We start from the raw sequence: 20,504 nt of genomic DNA, 5'->3' as shown, positions 1-20,504 counted from the left end.
TAAAGAAAAAGAAGAATTTCCCGTTATTTAGTGTTGAGAAAAAGTACAATAAACTGATTGGAAAAATACGAGTTGTGATCGAACACATCAATAGTCAATTGAAAACATTTAGAATATTAAGTGAACGCTATCGAAATAGACGGAAAAGATTCGGTTTACGCATTAACTTAATTGCTGCACTGGTAAACCGAATAAACTTGCAATAACCACTTTCGCAAGAGATCTAATTAAATTTATGTTTAATAAACAACAAATTTAATTACTTAGAGTACTAAAGTTATAACTTGTAAAATATTTGGTTCATGAACCTAGCTATGAATAGATATTTTCCTACTAAAAAGGTCTTAAGAATAGACTAAATTTGTCTAGAAGAGTGGGGGCTATTCACACCTCATTGAAACCCCTTTAAGAAAGGGGATGCCGATCCTCTATACCACCAACGGTGGGTGAAGCTTGTCAGCATTCTTAAATATTTATCGTCACCATCACGGCATAGACGTGCGCTTATGGTAAATCATACTTACATAACTTAGACCTATAAGATTTGGCGGTTTTAACTATTAAAGCTGTAGTAATGGCATGGATACACCTTGCAGCGACAAACTAGGTGTCAAAGCTGGGTAAGTGAATTACTAGACTTCACTGTATTTAGTTCTCAATTTTAAGTTTTATTAAAGGAAGTATGAAAATCATACTTCCTTTTCAATCTGCTTCACAATAAAACTTTAGAGTTGAAGCAACAGATCAAATCTAAATCAGATTTGAAAAATAATTACGGTGGATACTGTCCTGTGGTAATAACTCTAATAAACGCTGTACCGCATCAATTCGGTCATGTGTTTGCCCAATAATTCTTAATAATTGATCGATATCCTTTATTTGATAGATCAACTGGCTTAAACGGGCATCAAAACAATGTCTCCAAGTGCTGAGTAAAGGGCTTTCTGATTTAGAGAGAAAGCTACCTTTATATAGCGAGAATGTACTGGAAATAAGATTTGCATTTAATGATTGTTCAGCGCGTAAAAAATCACATTGGACTTCACAGCTAAGCCTATAAATGCGAGCCTCAATTGAATGAGGTAATAGGCTACGAAGTTGTGAAACCTCAGCCTTTAGGGTTTTTAGGCTGACACTACGCTCACCATAAAGGGCATAGTGTAACTCTTCTAAGCCAATGCCATGGGGATGCAAAGCTAAAATGCAAAGTATTTCAATTTGACGGTGACTCAAGTTCAAGGTATGCCCATTAAATTGAACCCAAGGCGAGCCTAGCGCCTTAATGTATAAAAAATTTTGCTGTTCAAACTTTATGGCTCGTTGTATTAAATCCGCACAGCGTTCAACTGCAAGCAGCCCCAAAGGAGTATGTTTTTTATATTTTGTGGAAAGGTTAATAATGCCATGAAATTGCCCTGATGTCGGATCCCAGATCGGCGCGGCATAACAAACCCAATCTCGAACACTGTCCATTTGGTTTTCATGAGAATAGACACAACTTGATATTTGGCTGTTCAACGTCATACCAATCGCATTGGTCCCAACAGCCTGTGTAGACCAATGCCCACCCTCAATAAAATGAACCTGTTCGGCAGAAGAAAGCATTGCAGAACTACTCCATGTCCATAAGAGAGTCCCGTGATGGTCTGTAAGACCAATAGCCATATCTGAATCTTCCGCTATTTTGAGTAAGTCAGCATAATTATGTTGGATAGAGCGGCGAAATAAAGACGTTTTATCTTCTGGAGGTAAGGCTAAAACAGGGGCGGTATGTACAGTATGTTGATTAATTAAATGGGTTGTTTGCAGATTTTTTGCAGATGCGGTATTGAACAGGTTCATATCATATTCCTTTATGATGAGACTGTAATATTTTTAAATTTTAGAAATGAGTTTCCAAATTTATAGTCATTTACGTCATTTCTTCTTGCCTCAATTTTAAATGCTTTTATCTTTGCTTGGTTAAATCATATCTTTTGGCTTTACCAGTCCTTGAGTTACTTTAAAAGTGTTCTTATGAGCTGAAAATGACTATTTCCATCTGAAATGTTAATAAACGTAAATAGGATGAAAATTCATTCGCTCATGTAAGGGCTAGGCACAGCTTCACCATGATACTGACGGTCTGCAAAATAACTTGATCGTACTAATGGCGCACTCCAAATATTTTTAAACGCTAAGCGCTCTCCATGTGTTTGATAATGCTTAAACTCTTGCAACGTAACAAAACGATGAATTGGCGCATGAGATTTAGATGGCTGTAAGTATTGACCGATTGTGACATAGTCTACTTGATAATCTTTCAAATCATTTAATAACACAATAACCTCAGCCTCGACTTCTCCTAAACCGACCATCAAACCACATTTCGTTGGAATTTCAGAACAGTAGTGTTTAAATTTTTTGAGTAAATCCAATGAGTGCTTATAGTCAGCGCCTGGTCGCATGGCTTTATACAGACGTGGAACGGTTTCAATATTATGATTAAAAACATCGGGTGGGTTTTGGCTCAGAATCTTCAGGGCAATATCTGCACGACCACGAAAATCAGGAACCAAAATTTCTATCAGAGTCTCTGGACTGGTTTGACGAATTTCTCGAATGCAATCTGCAAAATGCTGTGCACCACCATCTTTTAAGTCGTCTCGATCAACAGAAGTAATCACGACATACTTTAAGTTTAGATTCTTGACTGTTTCAGCCAGATGCTTTGGCTCATTAGGATCTAGGATATTAGGACGACCATGTGCGACATCACAGAATGGGCAGCGTCGAGTACAAATATCTCCCATGATCATAAACGTTGCAGTCCCTCCGCTAAAGCATTGTGGCAAATTGGGGCAGGCCGCTTCTTCACAAACCGTATGTAGTTTCTGTTGTCGTAATAAATCCTTAATGATTTGAACTTCATCAGGTTGACTAATTTTAGTCCGAATCCATTCTGGCTTTTTCGGTGTCGTTTCCGTTGGAACAACTTTAATTGGAATACGCGCCATTTTTTCAGCGCCACGTAGCTTCTTTCCAGTTAATAATGTGTTATTTAAATCCATTACAAACACTCCATCGTTTAAAATAATTAATATAGATCCCGATATTAAATAAGCTCTTTTAGGTGCTTTAATAATATTAAAACAGTGCAAAAAACTTATCATATAAAATAAAGGTTGGTTAAAGGTTTGTTTTCATATGTGATTTAACTACTGTAAAATTTTAAAAAATTTTTTAAGTTCTTAACCTTCTGTTTTTAATATTTTTCTCATCTTTTTATGCATTATATTTTTTTAGTCTAATATGAAATTAAATAAAAATATATTTATATAAATATACGGTTTAAAAATTCAACCATTAATTTTTGGATTTTCTTTTAAGCGTAATTAATAAGGAACAAAGATATGCAATTAACGGAAGAGCAATTGCTAGCAGCATACAAAAGAATGCGCGACATTCGTGAATTTGAGGATCGACTTCACGATGAAAATAATACAGGTGATATTCCCGGTTTCATCCATTTATATAGCGGCGAGGAAGCTGTTGCCGTAGGGATCTGTGAAAATTTAACAGACAAGGACTTCATTACATCAACGCATCGTGGTCATGGACATTGTATTGCTAAGGGCTGTGACATTCATGCCATGATGTTAGAAATTTTTGGCAAAGATGATGGTTTGTGTCGTGGTAAAGGCGGCTCAATGCACATTGCGGACTTAGATAAAGGCATGCTCGGTGCAAACGGTATTGTGGGTGGTGGTCCACCTTTGGCTATTGGGGCAGCTTTAAGTGCTAAAACACTGAAAAATGGTGGGATTGGTCTATCTTTTACCGGTGATGGCGGGTCAAATCAGGGCTTAACTTTTGAAGCCATTAATATGGCTGTCGTGTTAAAGCTCCCTGTCATTTTTGTTTTTGAAAACAACGGTTTTGGTGAAGGCACTGCACACGACTATGCCGTAGGCAGTAAAGACATTGCAGGCCGAGCAGCAGGTTTTGGCTTACCCGCTGAAAAAGTAGATGGAACAGACTTTTTTGCTGTGTATGAAGTTGCACAAAAAGCCATTGAACGTGCCCGCTGTGGTGAAGGTCCGAGTGTGATTGAAACGGTAACCAACCGTTTTTATGGACATTTTGAAGGTGATCCGGGGCTTATTCGTTCCAAAGAAGAACTGGATTATGTCAAAGAACATAAAGACCCATTGAAAATATTCCGTGAAAAAGTCAAGGATAAAATTGACGAAGCCAAACTGGATGCGATTGATGCCCAGTCTAAAGCCAATGTAGACGATGCCGTTGCAAAAGCACGCGCAGCTCAGTACCCAGAAGTCTCTCAGTTACTTACTGATGTTTACGTCTCTTACTAAAGGAATAGTAGAAAAATGCCAAATAAAAGTTATCGAAACGCGATTAAAGAAGCAATTGAATTAGAAATGCGCCGAGATTCGAGTGTCATTGTGGTCGGTGAAGATGTTCGTGGTGGGCATGGTGGCAAAAATACAGATGACAATAAACTGGAAGGTTTTGGCGGTGTACTTGGTGTAACCAAAGGCTTATGGACTGAATTTGGTTCTGAGCGAGTCATTGACACCCCGATTACAGAATCGGCGATTATTGGTATGGCGGCAGGTGCTGCTGCAACTGGTTTAAGACCTGTGGCAGATTTAATGTTCATGGATTTTTACGGCGTGTGTTATGACATGCTGTATAACCAAGCGGCTAAATTCCGCTATATGTTTGGTGGCAAAGCCAAAGCGCCACTCGTTGTAAGAGGCATGATCGGTGCAGGTTTTTCCGCAGCAGCGCAGCATTCTCAGTCGCCATATAACGTGTTTGCCTCAGTGCCTGGTTTAAAAGTGGTGGTGCCTTCAAGTGCCTATGATGTGAAAGGGTTGTTGATTCAAGCCATTCGAGATGACGATCCAGTAGTCTTTTGTGAGCACAAGTTGTTGTACGACATTAAGGGCGAAGTGCCAGATGAGGCCTACACTATTCCTTTTGGTGTCGCAAATTACACCCGTGAGGGCACAGATATCACCATTATTGCCTTAAGCCTGATGGTGCATCGTGCCAATGAAGTTGCTGACAAGCTCGCAAAAGAAGGCATTTCGGTTGAAGTGGTTGACCCTCGCACCATTTCTCCATTAGACGAAGATGGCATCTTAGAGTCTGTGGCTTCAACAGGTCGTGTGGTGATTGTAGATGAATCTGCGGCGCGTTGCGGTTTCGGACATGATGTGGCTGCACTCATTGCACAGAAAGGCTTTCATTTTCTTAAAGCACCAATCGAGTTAGTCACTCCACCACACTCACCCGTACCATTTTCACCAGTATTAGAAAAAGAATGGCTACCAAGTGTAGAACGCATCGAACAGGCTGTACGTAAGACGTTGGAGGCTTAGGATGAGCGAAATTAAAACCTTAGAAATCCCAAAATGGGGTTTGTCCATGGAAGAGGGCACGATTGCCCAATGGCTGATTCAAGAAGGTACTCAATTTAGTAAAGGACAGGAAATTTGTGAAATTGAAACCACAAAAATCGTCAATGTTCTGGAAGCGCCTTTCGATGGCTTGCTACGAAAGATTATTGCTAAAGATGGTGACACGCTGGTCGTAGGAGGAGTCATTGCAATTTGTGCAGACGCTCAAGTTTCCGATGCAGAAGTTGAAGCATTTGCACAGTCCTTAGGTGGAACACCTGCTGTAACTGAAAATAAAGCGGTAGCAGCGGTTCCTGAAAAAGTAGCTGTAGCTCAAGTTGAAACCAAAGTACAAGCTGCTCCTAAACAGAACAGTGTTGGTAATGGATCAAAAGCTGTGGCTCAGGGCGGATATTCTATTCCTGCTGCGTTACAAGGCTTCCAACAAAGCGATGATATTTTTGCAACGCCACATGCCTTGAAATTGGCTGAAAAGCATAATGTAAACTTGTCTCAGATTACTGGTTCTGGACGTGAAGGTCGTATTAGTGTTCACGATGTTCAGACCGGAGTTCAAGCTGCTGGTGGTTCTTGGCCAGATGTGCGTCATCAAGCCAGTACGAAAGCCGCGAAATCTAAAGCAGATGATAGTTATGTTCTAGCAACACCTGTTGCCCGCCGTTTAGCAAAACAATGGGGTATTAATTTGCATGATTGTCGTGCATCGGGTTCACGTGGACGAGTTTGCAAGGAAGATGTTGAAGCTGTATATCAACGTGAAAACCCTGTACAAGCTCAACATGCTAACCATGCGCATCCAACAGAGTCAGCAAAATTTACCGCTGTGGCTATGAATGGTATGCGTAAAGCAATCGCTTCACGGCTACAAGCGGCAAAACGCAATGCACCACATTTTCGCTTAACGATAGACTTAAATGTTGAGTCGGTTCAGGCTTTGCGTCAGCAAATTAACAGTACCGTACCGCAAGTCAAGCTGTCCATTAACGATATGCTGATTAAAGCGGCTGCGGCTGCACTGATCAAAGTTCCACAGGTTAACGTTCAGTTTGATGAAGAAAATCAGCAAATTTTACAGTTTGAACAGGCTGATATTTCGGTTGCTGTGGCAATCGAAAACGGGCTGATCACACCAATTATTAAAGCAGCGAACCGTAAATCTTTGGCGCAAATTTCCAATGATATGCGTGATCTGGCGACACGCGCCAAAACTGGGAAATTAGCACCTGATGAGTTTCAAGGCGGTAGTTTCAGTATTTCCAATTTGGGAATGCTTGGTATTCAACAGTTTGATGCCATTATTAACCCACCTCAAGGTGCAATTCTGGCTTTAGGTGCAGTAGAGAAACGTGCTGTCGTCGAAAATGATGAGATTGTTGTTCGTGAAATGGTGACCGCAACATTGTCTTGTGATCATCGTGTCATTGATGGTGCGTTGGGTGCTCAATTCCTATCGGCATTTAAGCAGTTTGTTGAAAAACCTGCATTGATTTTGGTGTAGGAGGAATAGCCATGTCAGATACACAATTTGATCTTGTGGTTATTGGTGCTGGTCCTGGAGGATATGTCGCTGCGATTCGCGCAGCGCAACTGGGATTAAAAACGGCAATCGTTGAAAAACAACACTTAGGCGGAGTGTGTCTTAATTGGGGATGTATTCCAACCAAGGCATTATTGAGCGGGGCTGCGCTTGCGCAGCAGTTCAAACATGCTGGGCAGTTTGGCTTTACGCTTAACGCGATTGATTTTGACATTCAAAAACTGGTCCATCATAGCAGACAGGTTTCTGAGCAACTGGTGCAAGGTATCGGTCAATTATTGAAAAAAAATCAAATCACTGTTTTTAACGCAGCAGCCCAGTTTATTGCCAAAGAGCAATTAGAGCTTACAGATGCGAATGGTCAAAAACAGCAGATTTCTGCACCGCATATTATTGTCGCAACAGGTGCACGTGCGGCCAATTTGCCTCATATTCCTGTAGATGGCCATCAGGTCTGGAGTTATAAAGAGGCTTTAGTTCCAGAACAATTACCAAAATCTTTACTGGTCATTGGTTCGGGGGCTATAGGCAGTGAGTTTGCAAGCCTATACCAAGACTTAGGCTGCCAAGTCACCTTGGTTGATATTGCAAAGCAGATTCTCCCTAGCGAAGACATTGAAGTTTCGAAGTATGTAAAAAAGCAATTTGAACAGCAGGGTATGCAGGTTTTAACCGAAGCGACTGTAAAAAAAATAGAAACTGATCAGGCTCAAGTACATTGTCATATTGAAACTGCCACAGGTGTGCAAATCATTACTGTTGAAAAGGTGCTTTCAGCTATTGGCGTGAAACCGAATGCTGAAAATCTTGGCCTAGACGCTTTGGGCATTGAATTTGAGGATGGTTTTATTAAAGTCGATTCATGCTGTAAAACCAATGTAGTGGGCATTTATGCAATTGGTGATGTCGCAGGTGCACCCTGTTTGGCACACAAAGCCAGTCATGAGGCCATTCTTTGTGTGGAGAAAATTGCAGGCCTAAGTCATGTACATGCTTTAGACCGTACACAAATTCCGGGGTGTATCTTTACCCATCCACAAGTGGCTAGTATTGGTTTGACAGAACAGAAAGCGAAAGCTGCGGGCTTGAATATCAATGTGGGTAAGTTTCCCTTACAAGCGAATGGTAAAGCATTGGCTTTGGGCGATAGCGCAGGATTTGTTAAAACCATTTTTAGTCAGGAAACGGGTGAATTGTTGGGTGCTCACATGGTTGGGCATGAAGTCACCGAACACATCCAAGGTTTTGCGATCGCAAAATACCTAGAAGCTACGGATGAAAGCTTAGCACAGGTCATTTTCCCTCATCCTACTTTATCTGAGGCGATGCATGAGTCGGTCTTGTCTGCGATGCAACGTGCAATTCATATCTAAGGAGTCGCAACATGCCTAGGGGTTTAAACAATAAAGTTGCATTAATTACGGGTGCAGCACAAGGAATTGGACGTGGTATTGCCTTACGTTTAGCGCAAGAAGGTGTTCATATTGCTTTGGTCGATCTTCATCAACAAAAGTTAAATGTTGTTCAAAAAGAGGTTGAAGCCTTTGGCGTAAAAGCCACTACATTTATTGCGGATATTTCAGATCCAATACAAGTCAGTCATGCAATTGATCATGCCGAATCGACACTTAATGGTTTTGATATCATGATCAATAATGCAGGTATTGCACAAGTTAAAGCTTTGGCAGAAGTAACACCGAATGAATTTAACCAAATTATGAACATCAATGTCGGTGGTGTACTTTGGGGGATTCAAGCTGCAGCAAATAAATTTAAACAACGCCAACAGGCTGGAAAAATTATTAATGCATGCTCAATCGCAGGTCATGAAGGTTTTGCTTTACTCGGTGTTTATTCGGCAACTAAATTTGCAGTTCGTGCATTGACGCAAGCAGCGGCTAAAGAATATGCCAGTGCTGAAATTACTGTAAATAGTTATTGCCCAGGTGTTGTAGGCACAGACATGTGGGTCGAAATAGATCAGCGGTTCTCTGAAATTACAGGTGCACCAATTGGTCAAACGTATAAAAAATATGTAGATGGTATTGCTTTAGGACGTGCTGAAACACCAGATGACGTGGCTGCATTAGTTGCATTTTTAGCCAGTGAGGATGCAAACTACATTACAGGTCAGTCTATTTTGACAGATGGTGGAATGGTTTACCGTTAATATCAACATAAGGAATACAGAATGAAAGCAGCTCGTTTTTATGATCGAGGGGATATTCGAATTGAAGATATCCCTGAACCGAAAGTACTTCCAGGCACAGTGGGAATTCAAGTTGCATGGTGCGGTATTTGCGGTACAGATTTACATGAATTCATGGAAGGCCCTATTTTTATTCCACCTTGTGGTCATCCACACCCAATTTCGGGAGAATCTGCACCTGTAACAATGGGACATGAATTTTCAGGCGTAGTTTATGCAGTTGGTGAGGGTGTAGACGATATCCAAATTGGACAACATGTCGTAGTTGAACCCTATATTATTGCGGATGATGTCCCGACTGGCCTGAATGATAAGTATCATTTATCAAAAAATATGAACTTTATTGGTTTAGGCGGACGTGGCGGCGGTCTTTCTGAAAAAATTGCAGTTCAACGACGTTGGGTACATCCTATTTCAAATGATATTCCCTTAGATCAGGCCGCATTGATAGAACCTTTATCTGTCGGTCATCATGCCTATGTCAGAAGTGGTGCAAAAGCTGGCGATATAGCACTGGTTGGTGGAGCAGGCCCTATAGGCTTACTTTTATCAGCCATTTTAAAGGCTAAAGGTCTCACGGTCATCATTACTGAATTGAGTGCAAAGCGTAAAGTGATGTGTGCTGAAATAGCAGGAGACATTCACTTGTGAGATTCTAGGCAGCCGACTTGTAAAAATCTTCTGCCATTTGATTTGGTGTCTTAAAATGTAGACCTTTCTTTTTATAGAATAAGACCTTAAAGAAAACCTATTTAACTGAAGCAAACATAAAAGTGCATTACTAATTTGACAGATAATAAAACCTGATTTAATCTATATCAGAAATAATGAACAAGTTAGCAGGTGTATTATATTTAACTTATGTTCACCTAAAGTCTAATTCATAATATAAATTAATTAAAACCACATATATTACAAAATCTTATGTATATTTTTTTGATTTTAGAAAAAATCCACTTCATGAACTTAGCATTTTCAAGTTCTTATATTACTTATGAATCGCTTAGACAAAATTTTGTAGGTGAAAATATCTTGATAGCATTTGAAATTATTTTAGTCGTTAAAAGCCAGAAAATAAAAAAGCTTCTACTTTGAAATCACAGAAATTTCTAACTCAAGTCCAGATATACTGACTAAAACATAAAAGAGATCACAGTTCTGCTGTCATCTTTTTTAATGTCTAAATTTTAATTAAGATTATGATATTTCAAGCTGAGTAATAGGTTCTACTTTTAAAGTTACTTGATGATTTTCATACATAACTTTTGCCAATAAAGCAAAGAATGAAATGGCTGCGGGAATTGCCAGTACAAAGAAAATCTGCGCCAGTCCGAGTTCATAACTAAAAATTAAAGAACCATAAAAAGCACCGAGAATTGCACCGGTACGTCCAATACCATGCATCCAGGAAACGCCAACTGCACGACAGGATGTCGGATAGGTCATGGCAGCTAGTGGTAATAAAGAAGATTGTGCACCCACCAGAAGCGCACCGATCAGAAAAATTGTGATTCCCAGTAATAGTACATTGCTATGTACCAAGCCTGCGATGATGAAAAATAGAACAGCAATCAGATAAGCATATTTCACCACTTTCGTTGGGTTGATTTTATCCATATACCAGCCCATGATGATGGCTCCAATGACACCACCAAAAGGGAAAATTGCCGTAATTAAACTGAATTGCTGGGTACTTAATCCTGCTGTTTTTAGAATGGTTGGCATCCAGCTGGTTAATAGATAAAAGACCAATAAACTGGTAAAACAACAAGCCCATAAAGAGATCGAATTCCAGCGATATCCAGCCCAAAGCACTTTAACCGGGTTTTCTATGATTTCGGTTTGAGACTCACCCAAAGATAGTTTGGCAGTAGGGTTTAAAAGTTGACCTTCGATTTGACTAAGAATGACACGTGCTCGCTCATGCTGGTTAATCTTCACTAAATATTGCACAGACTCAGGCAATTTCATGAATAAAATAACTGCGAGCACAAGAGGAATGATACCGCCAATCATAATGACAATTTCCCAGCCAAAATGATCGAGTAAATACGCAGAAAGCACCCCACCAAAAGAAATACCAAGCATAAAGCCACAGCCTGCCAGCCCAGTTAAAAAGGCTTTCCGTTTTACGGGCATATATTCAGATACCAGAGTACTAATATTCGGCATTGCAGCGCCTAAACCAAGACCGGTAATAAAACGGTACAGCATCAGTTCATGCGTCGTGCTGGCAAATCCACATAAAATAGTAAAAACAGAAAATAGAATACAGGTTGTGACAATTAAACCTTTACGGCCAAATTTATCGGCCAATGGCCCTGAAAATAAAGCACCTAAACACATACCGACCAGTGCAGCACTCATCACAGGGGCAAGGGCAGGCTTACTGATTCCCCAATCCTCAATCAGCTTGGGTGCAATAAAACCGATAATGCCTGTATCTAAACCATCACAGAAAAAGACCAGAAAACCAAAAGCAAAGACCATCCACTGAAAGGGAGAAAGTTTTTCTCGGTCAATGATGTGCTGAGGTTGGATTATTTGCATGCTCACTCCTTCATTCTACTGTTTTTTGAGTAATGTCAAAACAAAGCTTAAGAAGCGTGCTTTGTTCTATTCACTTTGATTGAACGAAAGAATGGAAATTTCCACTATCCAAAAATATACAGGTCTACATCCATTTTTAGCATTTAAAACTATATATATGATTTGAAATAAAATTTTATCAATACGCTAGAATCTGCCCTGTTCAAAACTTTATGAAAACGGATAAAACGTACAAATTTTATGGATAGTTTTCGAGGGTTTTAATCTACAAGATAAATTCAAGACAGAGGAGATCAGAGAATGACAGGTTCTTATATTACGATTGAAAACGGGGATAAAAAATTCAATGCTTACCTGGCTGTGCCAGAAGCTGGTAAGGGTCCGGGAATTGTTTTATGTCAGGAAATCTTTGGCATCAACAGCGTAATGCGTGAAAAAGCCGATTTCCTTGCGGAAGAAGGTTATACCGTATTGGTTCCAGATTTATTCTGGCGTGCTCAGGCAGGCATTGAGCTGGGTTATACCGAAGCTGATTTCGCAAAAGCATTTGAGCTTTATCAAGGCTTTGATGAAAACCTTGGTGTTGAAGATATTAAAGACACGCTAGCAACTTTAAAAACTTTAGATGAATGTGATGCTGAAGCAGGTTTGGGTGTAGTAGGGTATTGCTTGGGTGGTAAATTGGCTTACCTGGCTGCATGCCGTCTGCCTGAAGTGGCATGTGCTGTAGGCTATTACGGCGTAGGTATTGAAAATAATCTGGACGAAGCGAAGAATATTCAAGGCAAGCTTGTACTCCATATGGCTGAACTTGACCAATTCTGCTCAGCTGACGTACGCACACAAATTACTGAAGCGTTATCAGCCTATAAAAAGCATGTGAAAACATTCCTTTACCCGAATGTTGATCATGCCTTTGCCCGCCCGCATGGCGATCACTACCACAAACCAAGTGCTTTAATTGCTCACGAACGTACAGTCACTGCTTTACGTAAAGCGATTGGTCCTGAATACGACTTGGAAGCCCTGTGGGAAGATCACTGCAAATACGAATTTGAAACCCGTGATGTGCCAGCAACGATGGCGACTATGGTGGCAGAACCCTATGTCAACCATATCCCAACATTGACTGGCGGTGTAGGTTACGCACAGCTTTCACGTTTCTACCGTCATCACTTTGTACACAATAACCCGCAGGATATGAGCTTAATCTCGATCTCCCGTACTGTGGGTGTCACCCAAGTAGTAGATGAATTCATCATGCGCTTTACCCATGATCAGGAAATTGACTGGCTTATTCCTGGCATCAAACCAACCGGAAAATTTGTTGAAATTCCAATGCTGGGTGTTATCAAGTTCCGTGGTCCAAAACTGTGCCATGAGCATATTTATTGGGATCAGGCGAGTCTTTTAGTACAGCTCGGTTTGATCGATCCAACAGGTTTGCCAGTAGCAGGTGCAATTACCGCACACAAACTTCTTGATGAGACCTTACCTTCTAATGAATTGATGCCAACCTGGCCATCAAGTGAAGGGAAGCCAATCGACTGATTTGCCTGAAGGCATTACCGAATGGGTAGATCAGTCAACCTCGGCAAAGCTGATCTACTCCTTAAAATTCTGGAGTAATTATGAAACAGACACAACGTTTCTTAGCAGAAGAAGCAGATAAAAAACAACTACGCGGTTTATTAGGTCAGTTTGCAACAGGCGTTACTGTGGTCACAACGACTGGTCAAGACGGGCGTAAAGTTGGTATGACAGCAAATTCTTTTACATCCGTCTCTTTAGAGCCACCATTAATTTTATGGAATATTGCAAAAACGGCAACTCATCTGGATGATTTCCGGAAATGTGAGCATTTCGCGATTAACATCTTAAATGAACAGCAAGAGCAAACCTCTAATCATTTTGCCAGATCTGCAGCTGATAAGTTTAATTCAATTGATCAGGTGGAAGATGTTTTAGGCATTCCGGTGTTATCGGATGCTTTAGCGACTTTAGTATGCAAGAACTATCAGTGGGTTGAAGCGGGAGATCACTACATTATTCTGGGTCAAATTGAACATTGCAGTATAAATTCTGGCAAACCGTTGTTATTCCATAACGGTAAATATCATCAAGCGAAGCTTCATCCTGTTCATTTGGAACAATGTGCTTAATTAATTCTATTCAAATCTAAATCAAGCAATTCATTTATAGGCATTGCGCTTAAGGCACAGTGTCAGGGGGAAGTCATGTCTAAACATCCATTTTTAGAAACCAATAAATTCCTGCTCGGTACTTTTGCGAGCAACTGTTCTGGTGGGATGACCATTTCAAAACTGCCTGAAGGCTGGGATGCGAGCTGGGAAAAAAACCTGAAGTTAGCTCAACTCCTTGATGATGCGGGTATCGACTTTATGCTGCCAATCGCACGTTTTACCGGTTATGGTGGTGAAAAAGATTTCCAAGGCACGGTGCTTGAAACCATTACCTGGGCATCGGCTCTTTTAGCCAGTACAAAAAATCTGGTCGTATTTGCTACGATTCAAACTGCAGTCAACCATCCCATGGCGGTAGCCAAACAAATTGCGACCATGTCTAAAATTGGTCAGGACCGTGTAGGTTTAAATATTGTCGCAGGCTGGAACAAGCCTGAATATGACGCACTCGGTCTGGAATTGCCGGATGATCATGAAACTCGCTATGGCTATGCCCAAGAGTGGTATGACCTGATTAAAAAAGTCTGGGAAAGTGAAGAATCCTTCGATTTTGATGGCAAATATTTTAAAACCAAAGGCAGTTACGGCAAGCCCCGCCCAAATTATGTTCCACCGATTTTTAATGCTGCGGGCTCAAAAAACGGGCGTGACTTTGCCATCAATAATGCGGACTTCCTGTTTACCCCAGTATCTGATTTAGAGCGTTCAGCAGAAGAAGTAAATGAACTTAAACAGGCTGGTTTAGAGAAGGGACGTACGACCAATGTCATGACATTCTCGCATGTGATCTGCCGTCCAACGTTGGAAGAAGCCCAAGCTGAATGGCAACGTCAATTAGATAATGCGGACATTCCAGCCTTAGATAACCTGATGAACCTCATGTTTGCCCATGCACAAAGTTTCCCGGCTGAAATCCGTCAGCAATTGCGTGACCGTATGGCGGTTGGTCATGGTGGGTTCCCATTGGTTGGTACACCTGAGCAAGTGGCAAAAAGCATTGAAGATTTACATCAAGCAGGCTTTAGCGGTACGACCATATCTTTCCTGGATTATGTCGAAGAATTCCCTTACTTCCGTGACAACGTTCTGCCACTGCTAGAAGCAAAAGGGGTGCGTTAATTTTTCACCAAGCCAATCGTTATAACGGTTGGCTTTTTTTATGCACTGTAAAAAGGAAATGTATACATGCAATTTCTGAATATGGCCTTGAAAGGCCTGGGGTTGGGTTTAATCACTGCAGCAAGTATAAATACGCAGGCAGCAGAGTGGAGTGATACCTCCATTGCACTCAGTTACGGAACCGAGTTTTCAGAACCGTTTAAAAATAATGAGGATGGTAGCGCTTTTGAAATTGAAAAGCATATTATTTCATTGGTACATGTGAGTGGTTATAAATACGGCAGCAATTTCTTCCAGGTCAATCTTCATCAGTCAAACAATGAACCAAATGGCAATGTGTCTGGCGAAGGTGCTCAGGAAGCTTATGTCATCTACCGACATACTTTTGATTATGAAAAAATCTTTGGCACCATTCAGGATAAACCTGATTTTCTACGAGGGGTCGGTTTTATCGTTGGTGGTGACTGGAATACTAAAAATGATGATTACGGCTCTAACCGTGAGATGTGGGTCGCTGGTCCAAGTATTATGTTTAATGTCCCAGGATTTTTAAACTTCAATGTTTTGGGCTATTATGAAAGTAATAAGCCAAATGTCATTGATGGTAAATATACCTACGATCCATACCTGGCATTGCAACTTTCCTGGGGTCTTCCAATACAAAAAACAGGATTAGAATTTAATGGTATTGCGGTCTGGATGAGTGAAAAAGGAAAAAATGAGTTCGGGGGAGATACCAAAGCTGAAACCTTTATTGATACCTCAATCATGTATGACATTGGCAATGCTTTAGGTGCAAAGGCACAAACCTTTAAAATAGGGCCAGCTTATCAATATTGGAAAAATAAATACGGGAATGATACTAAAGGTGAGGCAGGCAAGGGGGCAACTGCAAGCGTACCAATGATTCGGGCAGCCTATCATTTTTAAGCATAAATCTTTGTAATGAAAAAAGAGGTCTCAATTTGACCTCTTTTTTGTGACTTATAAAAAAGGAAGCATATCTGAAAATCAATATGCTCCCAAAATATGGAAATAGAAGAAATTATCGACGTGTTAAAAGTGCTTGTTGTTGCAACATCGATTTACGAATGGTATCACTTGGGCTTTCACCAAATTGTTGTTTATATTCAATCGAGAAACGCCCTAAATGATTCACACCCCATTTCATGGCGATATTGGTAATATTCTTTTTATCCTGAGCTAAGGACAATTCTTGATAAATACATTTTAAGCGGTAATAGCGGATATAACTGTTAAAGGACACTTTCATACGATCACGAAAAGCTTTAGATAGTTTTTGCTTAGATACACCAGCAATATGTTCGAGATCCTCACTGCAAATATTATGCTGGATGTTGTCGTGAATATATTTTAATGCACGTTTAAGAAACTCTGGATCGTTGTTATGATTGTCACTGAGTAGATAGCTGTAATTATGGGGTTGTGACAATAACAGAGATTTGACAAGAATTTTTTCAAAATCATGTTTGATTTCATTCATTAAACAATCAAACTTCATCTCCTGTTTGCTATAAGAACCAAAATATTCGAGCAGATTCCACCATGCATTGATGCGTTCATTCTGTCCCGACATAATATGTTCAAATTCGATCGGGGCATTGAGTGGACGTTGAATTAGGTCCGAAAGTGTATTTTCAAGCAGCGGTTTAGAAATGGAAATAAAAGACTGAATACAATCACGTTCAATCTCAATTTCAAACTTGTCGAAAGGCGACACAATGGCTGCATTACCGTGACTGGCTTCAAAAACACCCTGTTCCTGACGAAAAATAGGTTTCCCGATTTTAGGGCGGGTAATGCAATAAAAGTGCATATCCTGTTGATACTGCGTCTTAAATACAACGTCCTTACCATAGATTAGATCACCCATGATGATGCCGCCCATCTGCTCACCTTGAAAACTGAAATTCAAAGGCTGGTCATGTGACAAATCCACTAGTTCATGGGGACCAATAATCTGATTAAGACATTGATTTGCTGTATCAATCGAGTGTGTGGAAGAATGGATGGTATGCTTCAAAAAATGGGCCGCTACGTTCATCTTAATACCAAAGTAAGTTAATGAAAAAACCTACTAAAATAGGTGCAATTTCCATTCCAAATATTTATATTTTTTAATATTTCAAAAATAAAAAAGCTGCCTACTTAGAAAAGTTAAGTGAGCAGCTTCTTTTAAAGAAGGTCAATCTAAAAATTAAGTGTTATGCAGCCTCTAATTGACCTGTAGCAGCAATAAATTTCTCGCTATAAAAATGACAGTTTTCAATCTGATTTTCGGTTAAATATGCCTTTAATGCTTCGACCAATGCAGGCGGGCCACACACATACATATCGAAAGCATTGGCTTTTAATTGATCAGGAGCTAAATGATCCTGAACATAACCCTGTAAGCCTTGCCAGTGATCTATTGGACGCGAAATCACTGGATAATAAACCAGGTTTGGAAATTTTTCTTTATAAGCTGCAATACGTTCCTGTTCACATAGATGCGACTCATATCGTACTGCATAATACAAATGAATCGTTTGATGACTTGCCGAGATCTGATCCAGCATTGCCAGAAAAGCAGAAAGCCCCGTACCACCTGCAATAAAGTAAAGTGCCTTTTCTGGTGCACCTTCTCTTAAATAGAAACTGCCAAAGGGCACTTCAAGCTCTACAGTCTGGCCAACTTGGCAGTGTGATTTTAAAAATTGTCCCATCAAGCCATCGGCTAAATAACGAATGAGAAACTGTAGTTGATTATCTTCAGTTGGCGCATGTGCAAAAGAATAGGCGCGGTATAGGCCTGTTTCAGGAACATAAATACGTGCATATTGTCCTGCCAAAAACCGAATTGGTTGTGAATACTGGCTGGCATCTAGTTTTAAAATGACCGTTTCATCTGATACCCATTCCAGTGCAGTGACTGTTGCCTGAACTTTTAATGCTTCACCCGCCTGACAGAATGTAGAAGCATGATCAAAATAGAATGCCGCATTGGATTTTAGACGTGTCTGACAAGCTAAAATCTTACGATCCTTTAAATCCTGTTCAGTCAGTGCATCTTCGTCGACATAGTCCTGTTCATACTGACCTGAGTCACAACGACCTTGGCAAGTCGCGCAGACACCTTCACGGCAGTCTAAAGGTAAAGTGATTCCTTGACGCACGGCGGCGTCAAGTAGAAGCTCATGATCTTGTACATCAATAAAAAATGTTTTGCCATCGGCAAAATTCAGTGCCGCAGTATGTCCCATACCCAACTCCTTATACGTGATAGAAATCGAGCACAGAGTCGATTTTGTCATTGAGTAATAAGGTATGCTGACGACGAATACGGAAATCTCCATCATCGGTACGACGTAAGGTATAAGTCACTAAACCATAGAAATAACCTTCTAGACCTTGACGATTATAGAATGTGTTCCAGTTGGCTTTGACTTCAAGTAAACCATCTTCACGTTGTTGGACTTGTATGTTATTGATGCTATGTACAGTTCGAGGTAATGGTGTTGCAGAAGCAGCTTTTCCTGTACGAATACGGAATACACGATCTTCTAAACCTGTGCGGTCTTCATAATAGATATACGACAAGCCTTGGTTTGGATTTTTGACATATTCATGTTCATTAATCCACTGTGGAATATGATATTCACTGTCTTCATCATACAGATCAAGGTAAGCATCCCAATCATATGCATCACAAAGCGCTGCTTTACGGTATAAGAATTGGCTAACTGCAAATTGTAATTCCATAGACATGACTTAAACCTCCTCCACAGAACATGAATCTTTGGTGCATGCTCCGCCTGGTACGAGTGCATCCTCATCTGTCATTTTTAATGCATTTTGATTTAAGCCTTGAAGCATTAGTTGTTTCCAATGGCCATGCTGATTGACATATAAACCTTCATGGGTAAATTCTGTTCCGATCATCACAGGATTGATATCTAGATCTTTAGCATTGTGGTTTTGGGTGTAGCACCAAGTATGATGACCGCGTGAGATATCACTCCAACGTTCCAAGCGTGCCTGGAAGCCACGTTGCTGTTCTCTAAATTCGACCAAATCATCTGGTGTACCTAGACCTGAAACGTTAAAAAAGTCTTCAAATTGACGAATCCGGTTACGACGATCTTCCGCGGATTCACCTTTAACCCCTAAACACTGGCTAATGACTTCAGTTTTATTCCAGGCAACAGGACGCACAATTCGGATTTGCGAGCTGATTTGGTCCATAAAGAACAAACTTGGGTACAGGTTCAAATTACGTAAGCGATGCATGGCCCATTCAGCACGCTTTTGACCATATTTCTCGACCAGATATGGCATTACCGTGCTGTAGCCTGGACGTACCGCTGGGTTTGGCATATCACTGAATAAGACGCTGTGACCATTTTTAAAACTGAACCAGCCATCATCTGTTTCGCCATCACCAGCCCCTAATTTGCTGTAATCCAGGGTATCTAGTTCATTGCCTTTGGCTGCATTCACTTGCTGGCGATGTTGTACAGTTGATACATAGTTATAGTGAACCGTGCTGACATGGTAGCCATCTAGGCCATTTTCATTTTGTAATTTCCAGTTCCCAGCAAAGGTGTAACTAGACTTACCTGGCAAGACTTCGAGTTCACCAGTAGGGGATTGCTCTACCATCAGATCCAGAAACACTCTGGCATCGCCTAGAAAATCTTCAATCGTATCAGTCGCTGTCGTATCTAAGCTGACAAAGATAAAGCCACGATAGTTCGCGATACGGCCTTGTTTTAAACCCCGTGTAGACTTGTCAAAATCAGGCGCATATTCACCAGGGGCTTTGACTTTTACCAGACGACCATCAGACTTATAGCACCATGCATGAAACGGACAGGTAAAGGTAGATTGGTTACCTTTAGAAGCACGGGTTAGGGTTGCACCACGATGTTCACAGGCATTGATCAGGGCATGCAGTTCACCTTGTCCATCACGAGTGACAATAATCGGCTGACGACCAATTTGTACCGTAAGAAAATCATGATTGTTTGGGATTTCACTTTCATGACAGGCATAAATCCAGACTTTCTCGAAAATATGCTTCATTTCCAGTTCAAACAGATCGGGTTCAGTGAACATGTCACGAGCAATACGGAACACGCCATCTTGAGGACGGAAATCGACACAGCTTTCGACGAAATTTTGCCACTCAATATTGGTTTTTGAGGTCATTTTACCCCCTCCATTCAGTCAATTACTTTTTCTCGATTGAACATGGATACAACCCATTACTCTATCCGTTTTCTTCTAATCTTTATCCATTTTCAAAGTTACTCATCTGCATTCTAGTATTTATAAAAATACAACTTTACTTAAGCATAAAATGGATAATCTTAGGCAAAATTATGGATGTTTAAAATCCTATATATAGGCTATACCTTATCGATATATTTTAAAATTCAGCAAGTTGATATGTA

The 20,504-nt window shown here is 40.5% G+C and carries 17 protein-coding genes and 1 pseudogene; 11 read left to right on the top strand and 7 right to left on the bottom strand.

Features of this window, described 5'->3' with window-relative positions; genetic code table 11:
* A partial coding sequence (locus AC5YCI_RS09665) for a transposase family protein (protein WP_496128521.1) occupies positions 1-206 on the top strand: 206 nt, incomplete at its 5' end.
* Positions 207-750: 544 nt separating this feature from the next.
* Here AC5YCI_RS09665 and AC5YCI_RS09660 read toward each other — a convergent pair.
* Complete coding sequence (locus tag AC5YCI_RS09660; protein ID WP_370982439.1) at positions 751-1,842, bottom strand: transcriptional regulator; 1,092 nt, start codon at positions 1,840-1,842, stop codon at positions 751-753.
* 233 nt (positions 1,843-2,075) lie between these two features.
* Positions 2,076-3,050 carry a lipoyl synthase gene (gene lipA / locus AC5YCI_RS09655; protein ID WP_496175495.1) on the bottom strand — a complete coding sequence of 325 codons (975 nt, stop codon included), beginning with the start codon at positions 3,048-3,050 and terminating at the stop codon, positions 2,076-2,078.
* Between the two features lie 342 nt (positions 3,051-3,392).
* Between lipA and AC5YCI_RS09650 the strand changes: the two genes are divergently transcribed.
* From AC5YCI_RS09650 to AC5YCI_RS09625, 6 genes and pseudogenes are all read left to right on the top strand, one after another.
* Positions 3,393-4,355, top strand: a complete 963-nt coding sequence (locus tag AC5YCI_RS09650) for a thiamine pyrophosphate-dependent dehydrogenase E1 component subunit alpha (protein WP_180058618.1) — start codon at positions 3,393-3,395, stop codon at positions 4,353-4,355.
* Between the two features lie 15 nt (positions 4,356-4,370).
* Positions 4,371-5,390, top strand: a complete 1,020-nt coding sequence (locus tag AC5YCI_RS09645) for an alpha-ketoacid dehydrogenase subunit beta (RefSeq protein WP_317098440.1) — start codon at positions 4,371-4,373, stop codon at positions 5,388-5,390.
* A gap of 1 nt (position 5,391) precedes the next feature.
* Positions 5,392-6,927 (top strand): dihydrolipoamide acetyltransferase family protein, encoded by a 1,536-nt coding sequence (locus tag AC5YCI_RS09640; protein ID WP_496175494.1) that lies wholly within the window; start codon positions 5,392-5,394, stop codon positions 6,925-6,927.
* Positions 6,928-6,938: 11 nt separating this feature from the next.
* Positions 6,939-8,339, top strand: a complete 1,401-nt coding sequence (gene lpdA, locus AC5YCI_RS09635) for a dihydrolipoyl dehydrogenase (RefSeq protein ID WP_180058620.1) — start codon at positions 6,939-6,941, stop codon at positions 8,337-8,339.
* Between the two features lie 11 nt (positions 8,340-8,350).
* Positions 8,351-9,136 (top strand): acetoin reductase, encoded by a 786-nt coding sequence (locus tag AC5YCI_RS09630; protein WP_180058621.1) that lies wholly within the window; start codon positions 8,351-8,353, stop codon positions 9,134-9,136.
* Positions 9,137-9,157: 21 nt separating this feature from the next.
* Positions 9,158-9,802: pseudogene (locus tag AC5YCI_RS09625) on the top strand (alcohol dehydrogenase catalytic domain-containing protein); the annotation flags it as partial.
* A 570-nt stretch (positions 9,803-10,372) separates the two neighbouring features.
* On the opposite strand, the gene AC5YCI_RS09620 reads toward AC5YCI_RS09625, so the two are convergent.
* Positions 10,373-11,725 carry an MFS transporter gene (locus AC5YCI_RS09620; RefSeq protein WP_496175493.1) on the bottom strand — a complete coding sequence of 451 codons (1,353 nt, stop codon included), beginning with the start codon at positions 11,723-11,725 and terminating at the stop codon, positions 10,373-10,375.
* Positions 11,726-12,025: 300 nt separating this feature from the next.
* Here AC5YCI_RS09620 and AC5YCI_RS09615 point away from each other — a divergent pair, with 300 nt between their 5' ends.
* The 4 genes from AC5YCI_RS09615 (at position 12,026) to AC5YCI_RS09600 (ending at position 15,978) form a co-directional block, all read left to right on the top strand.
* The gene (locus tag AC5YCI_RS09615; protein WP_144723749.1) at positions 12,026-13,276 is read left to right on the top strand and encodes a dienelactone hydrolase family protein; all 1,251 of its coding nucleotides are present in this window, start codon (positions 12,026-12,028) and stop codon (positions 13,274-13,276) included.
* Positions 13,277-13,356: 80 nt separating this feature from the next.
* Positions 13,357-13,887 (top strand): flavin reductase family protein, encoded by a 531-nt coding sequence (locus AC5YCI_RS09610; protein ID WP_144723750.1) that lies wholly within the window; start codon positions 13,357-13,359, stop codon positions 13,885-13,887.
* A 75-nt stretch (positions 13,888-13,962) separates the two neighbouring features.
* Positions 13,963-15,048: an LLM class flavin-dependent oxidoreductase gene (locus AC5YCI_RS09605; RefSeq protein ID WP_496175492.1), complete on the top strand. Its 1,086-nt coding sequence runs from the start codon at positions 13,963-13,965 to the stop codon at positions 15,046-15,048.
* Positions 15,049-15,114: 66 nt separating this feature from the next.
* Entirely contained in the window at positions 15,115-15,978 is an 864-nt protein-coding gene (locus AC5YCI_RS09600; protein ID WP_144723752.1) for a hypothetical protein, read from the top strand.
* A gap of 115 nt (positions 15,979-16,093) precedes the next feature.
* On the opposite strand, the gene AC5YCI_RS09595 is transcribed toward AC5YCI_RS09600, so the two are convergent.
* From AC5YCI_RS09595 to antA, 4 genes are all read right to left on the bottom strand, one after another.
* Positions 16,094-17,113, bottom strand: coding sequence for an AraC family transcriptional regulator (locus AC5YCI_RS09595; protein WP_496175491.1), 1,020 nt, complete (start codon positions 17,111-17,113; stop codon positions 16,094-16,096).
* A gap of 160 nt (positions 17,114-17,273) precedes the next feature.
* Positions 17,274-18,311 carry an anthranilate 1,2-dioxygenase electron transfer component AntC gene (gene antC / locus AC5YCI_RS09590; protein WP_496175490.1) on the bottom strand — a complete coding sequence of 346 codons (1,038 nt, stop codon included), beginning with the start codon at positions 18,309-18,311 and terminating at the stop codon, positions 17,274-17,276.
* Positions 18,312-18,321: 10 nt separating this feature from the next.
* Positions 18,322-18,816 carry an anthranilate 1,2-dioxygenase small subunit gene (antB, locus tag AC5YCI_RS09585; protein ID WP_144723755.1) on the bottom strand — a complete coding sequence of 165 codons (495 nt, stop codon included), beginning with the start codon at positions 18,814-18,816 and terminating at the stop codon, positions 18,322-18,324.
* A 3-nt stretch (positions 18,817-18,819) separates the two neighbouring features.
* Positions 18,820-20,259, bottom strand: a complete 1,440-nt coding sequence (gene antA, locus AC5YCI_RS09580; RefSeq protein WP_496175489.1) for an anthranilate 1,2-dioxygenase large subunit — start codon at positions 20,257-20,259, stop codon at positions 18,820-18,822.
* Positions 20,260-20,504 lie beyond the last annotated feature (245 nt).

The organism is Acinetobacter sp. CY17 (genome assembly GCF_059515825.1).
This window is presented reverse-complemented; position numbering and strand designations above follow the sequence as displayed.

Coding starts and splice junctions, on each gene's coding strand:
- lipA (WP_496175495.1), bottom strand. CDS start 3,050: ATGGATTTAAATAACACATTATTAACTGGAAAGAAGCTACGTGGCGCT.
- AC5YCI_RS09630 (WP_180058621.1), top strand. CDS start 8,351: ATGCCTAGGGGTTTAAACAATAAAGTTGCATTAATTACGGGTGCAGCA.
- antB (WP_144723755.1), bottom strand. CDS start 18,816: ATGTCTATGGAATTACAATTTGCAGTTAGCCAATTCTTATACCGTAAA.
- AC5YCI_RS09650 (WP_180058618.1), top strand. CDS start 3,393: ATGCAATTAACGGAAGAGCAATTGCTAGCAGCATACAAAAGAATGCGC.
- AC5YCI_RS09595 (WP_496175491.1), bottom strand. CDS start 17,113: ATGAACGTAGCGGCCCATTTTTTGAAGCATACCATCCATTCTTCCACA.
- antC (WP_496175490.1), bottom strand. CDS start 18,311: ATGGGACATACTGCGGCACTGAATTTTGCCGATGGCAAAACATTTTTT.
- antA (WP_496175489.1), bottom strand. CDS start 20,259: ATGACCTCAAAAACCAATATTGAGTGGCAAAATTTCGTCGAAAGCTGT.
- AC5YCI_RS09615 (WP_144723749.1), top strand. CDS start 12,026: ATGACAGGTTCTTATATTACGATTGAAAACGGGGATAAAAAATTCAAT.
- AC5YCI_RS09620 (WP_496175493.1), bottom strand. CDS start 11,725: ATGCAAATAATCCAACCTCAGCACATCATTGACCGAGAAAAACTTTCT.
- AC5YCI_RS09605 (WP_496175492.1), top strand. CDS start 13,963: ATGTCTAAACATCCATTTTTAGAAACCAATAAATTCCTGCTCGGTACT.
- lpdA (WP_180058620.1), top strand. CDS start 6,939: ATGTCAGATACACAATTTGATCTTGTGGTTATTGGTGCTGGTCCTGGA.
- AC5YCI_RS09610 (WP_144723750.1), top strand. CDS start 13,357: ATGAAACAGACACAACGTTTCTTAGCAGAAGAAGCAGATAAAAAACAA.
- AC5YCI_RS09660 (WP_370982439.1), bottom strand. CDS start 1,842: ATGAACCTGTTCAATACCGCATCTGCAAAAAATCTGCAAACAACCCAT.
- AC5YCI_RS09640 (WP_496175494.1), top strand. CDS start 5,392: ATGAGCGAAATTAAAACCTTAGAAATCCCAAAATGGGGTTTGTCCATG.
- AC5YCI_RS09600 (WP_144723752.1), top strand. CDS start 15,115: ATGCAATTTCTGAATATGGCCTTGAAAGGCCTGGGGTTGGGTTTAATC.
- AC5YCI_RS09645 (WP_317098440.1), top strand. CDS start 4,371: ATGCCAAATAAAAGTTATCGAAACGCGATTAAAGAAGCAATTGAATTA.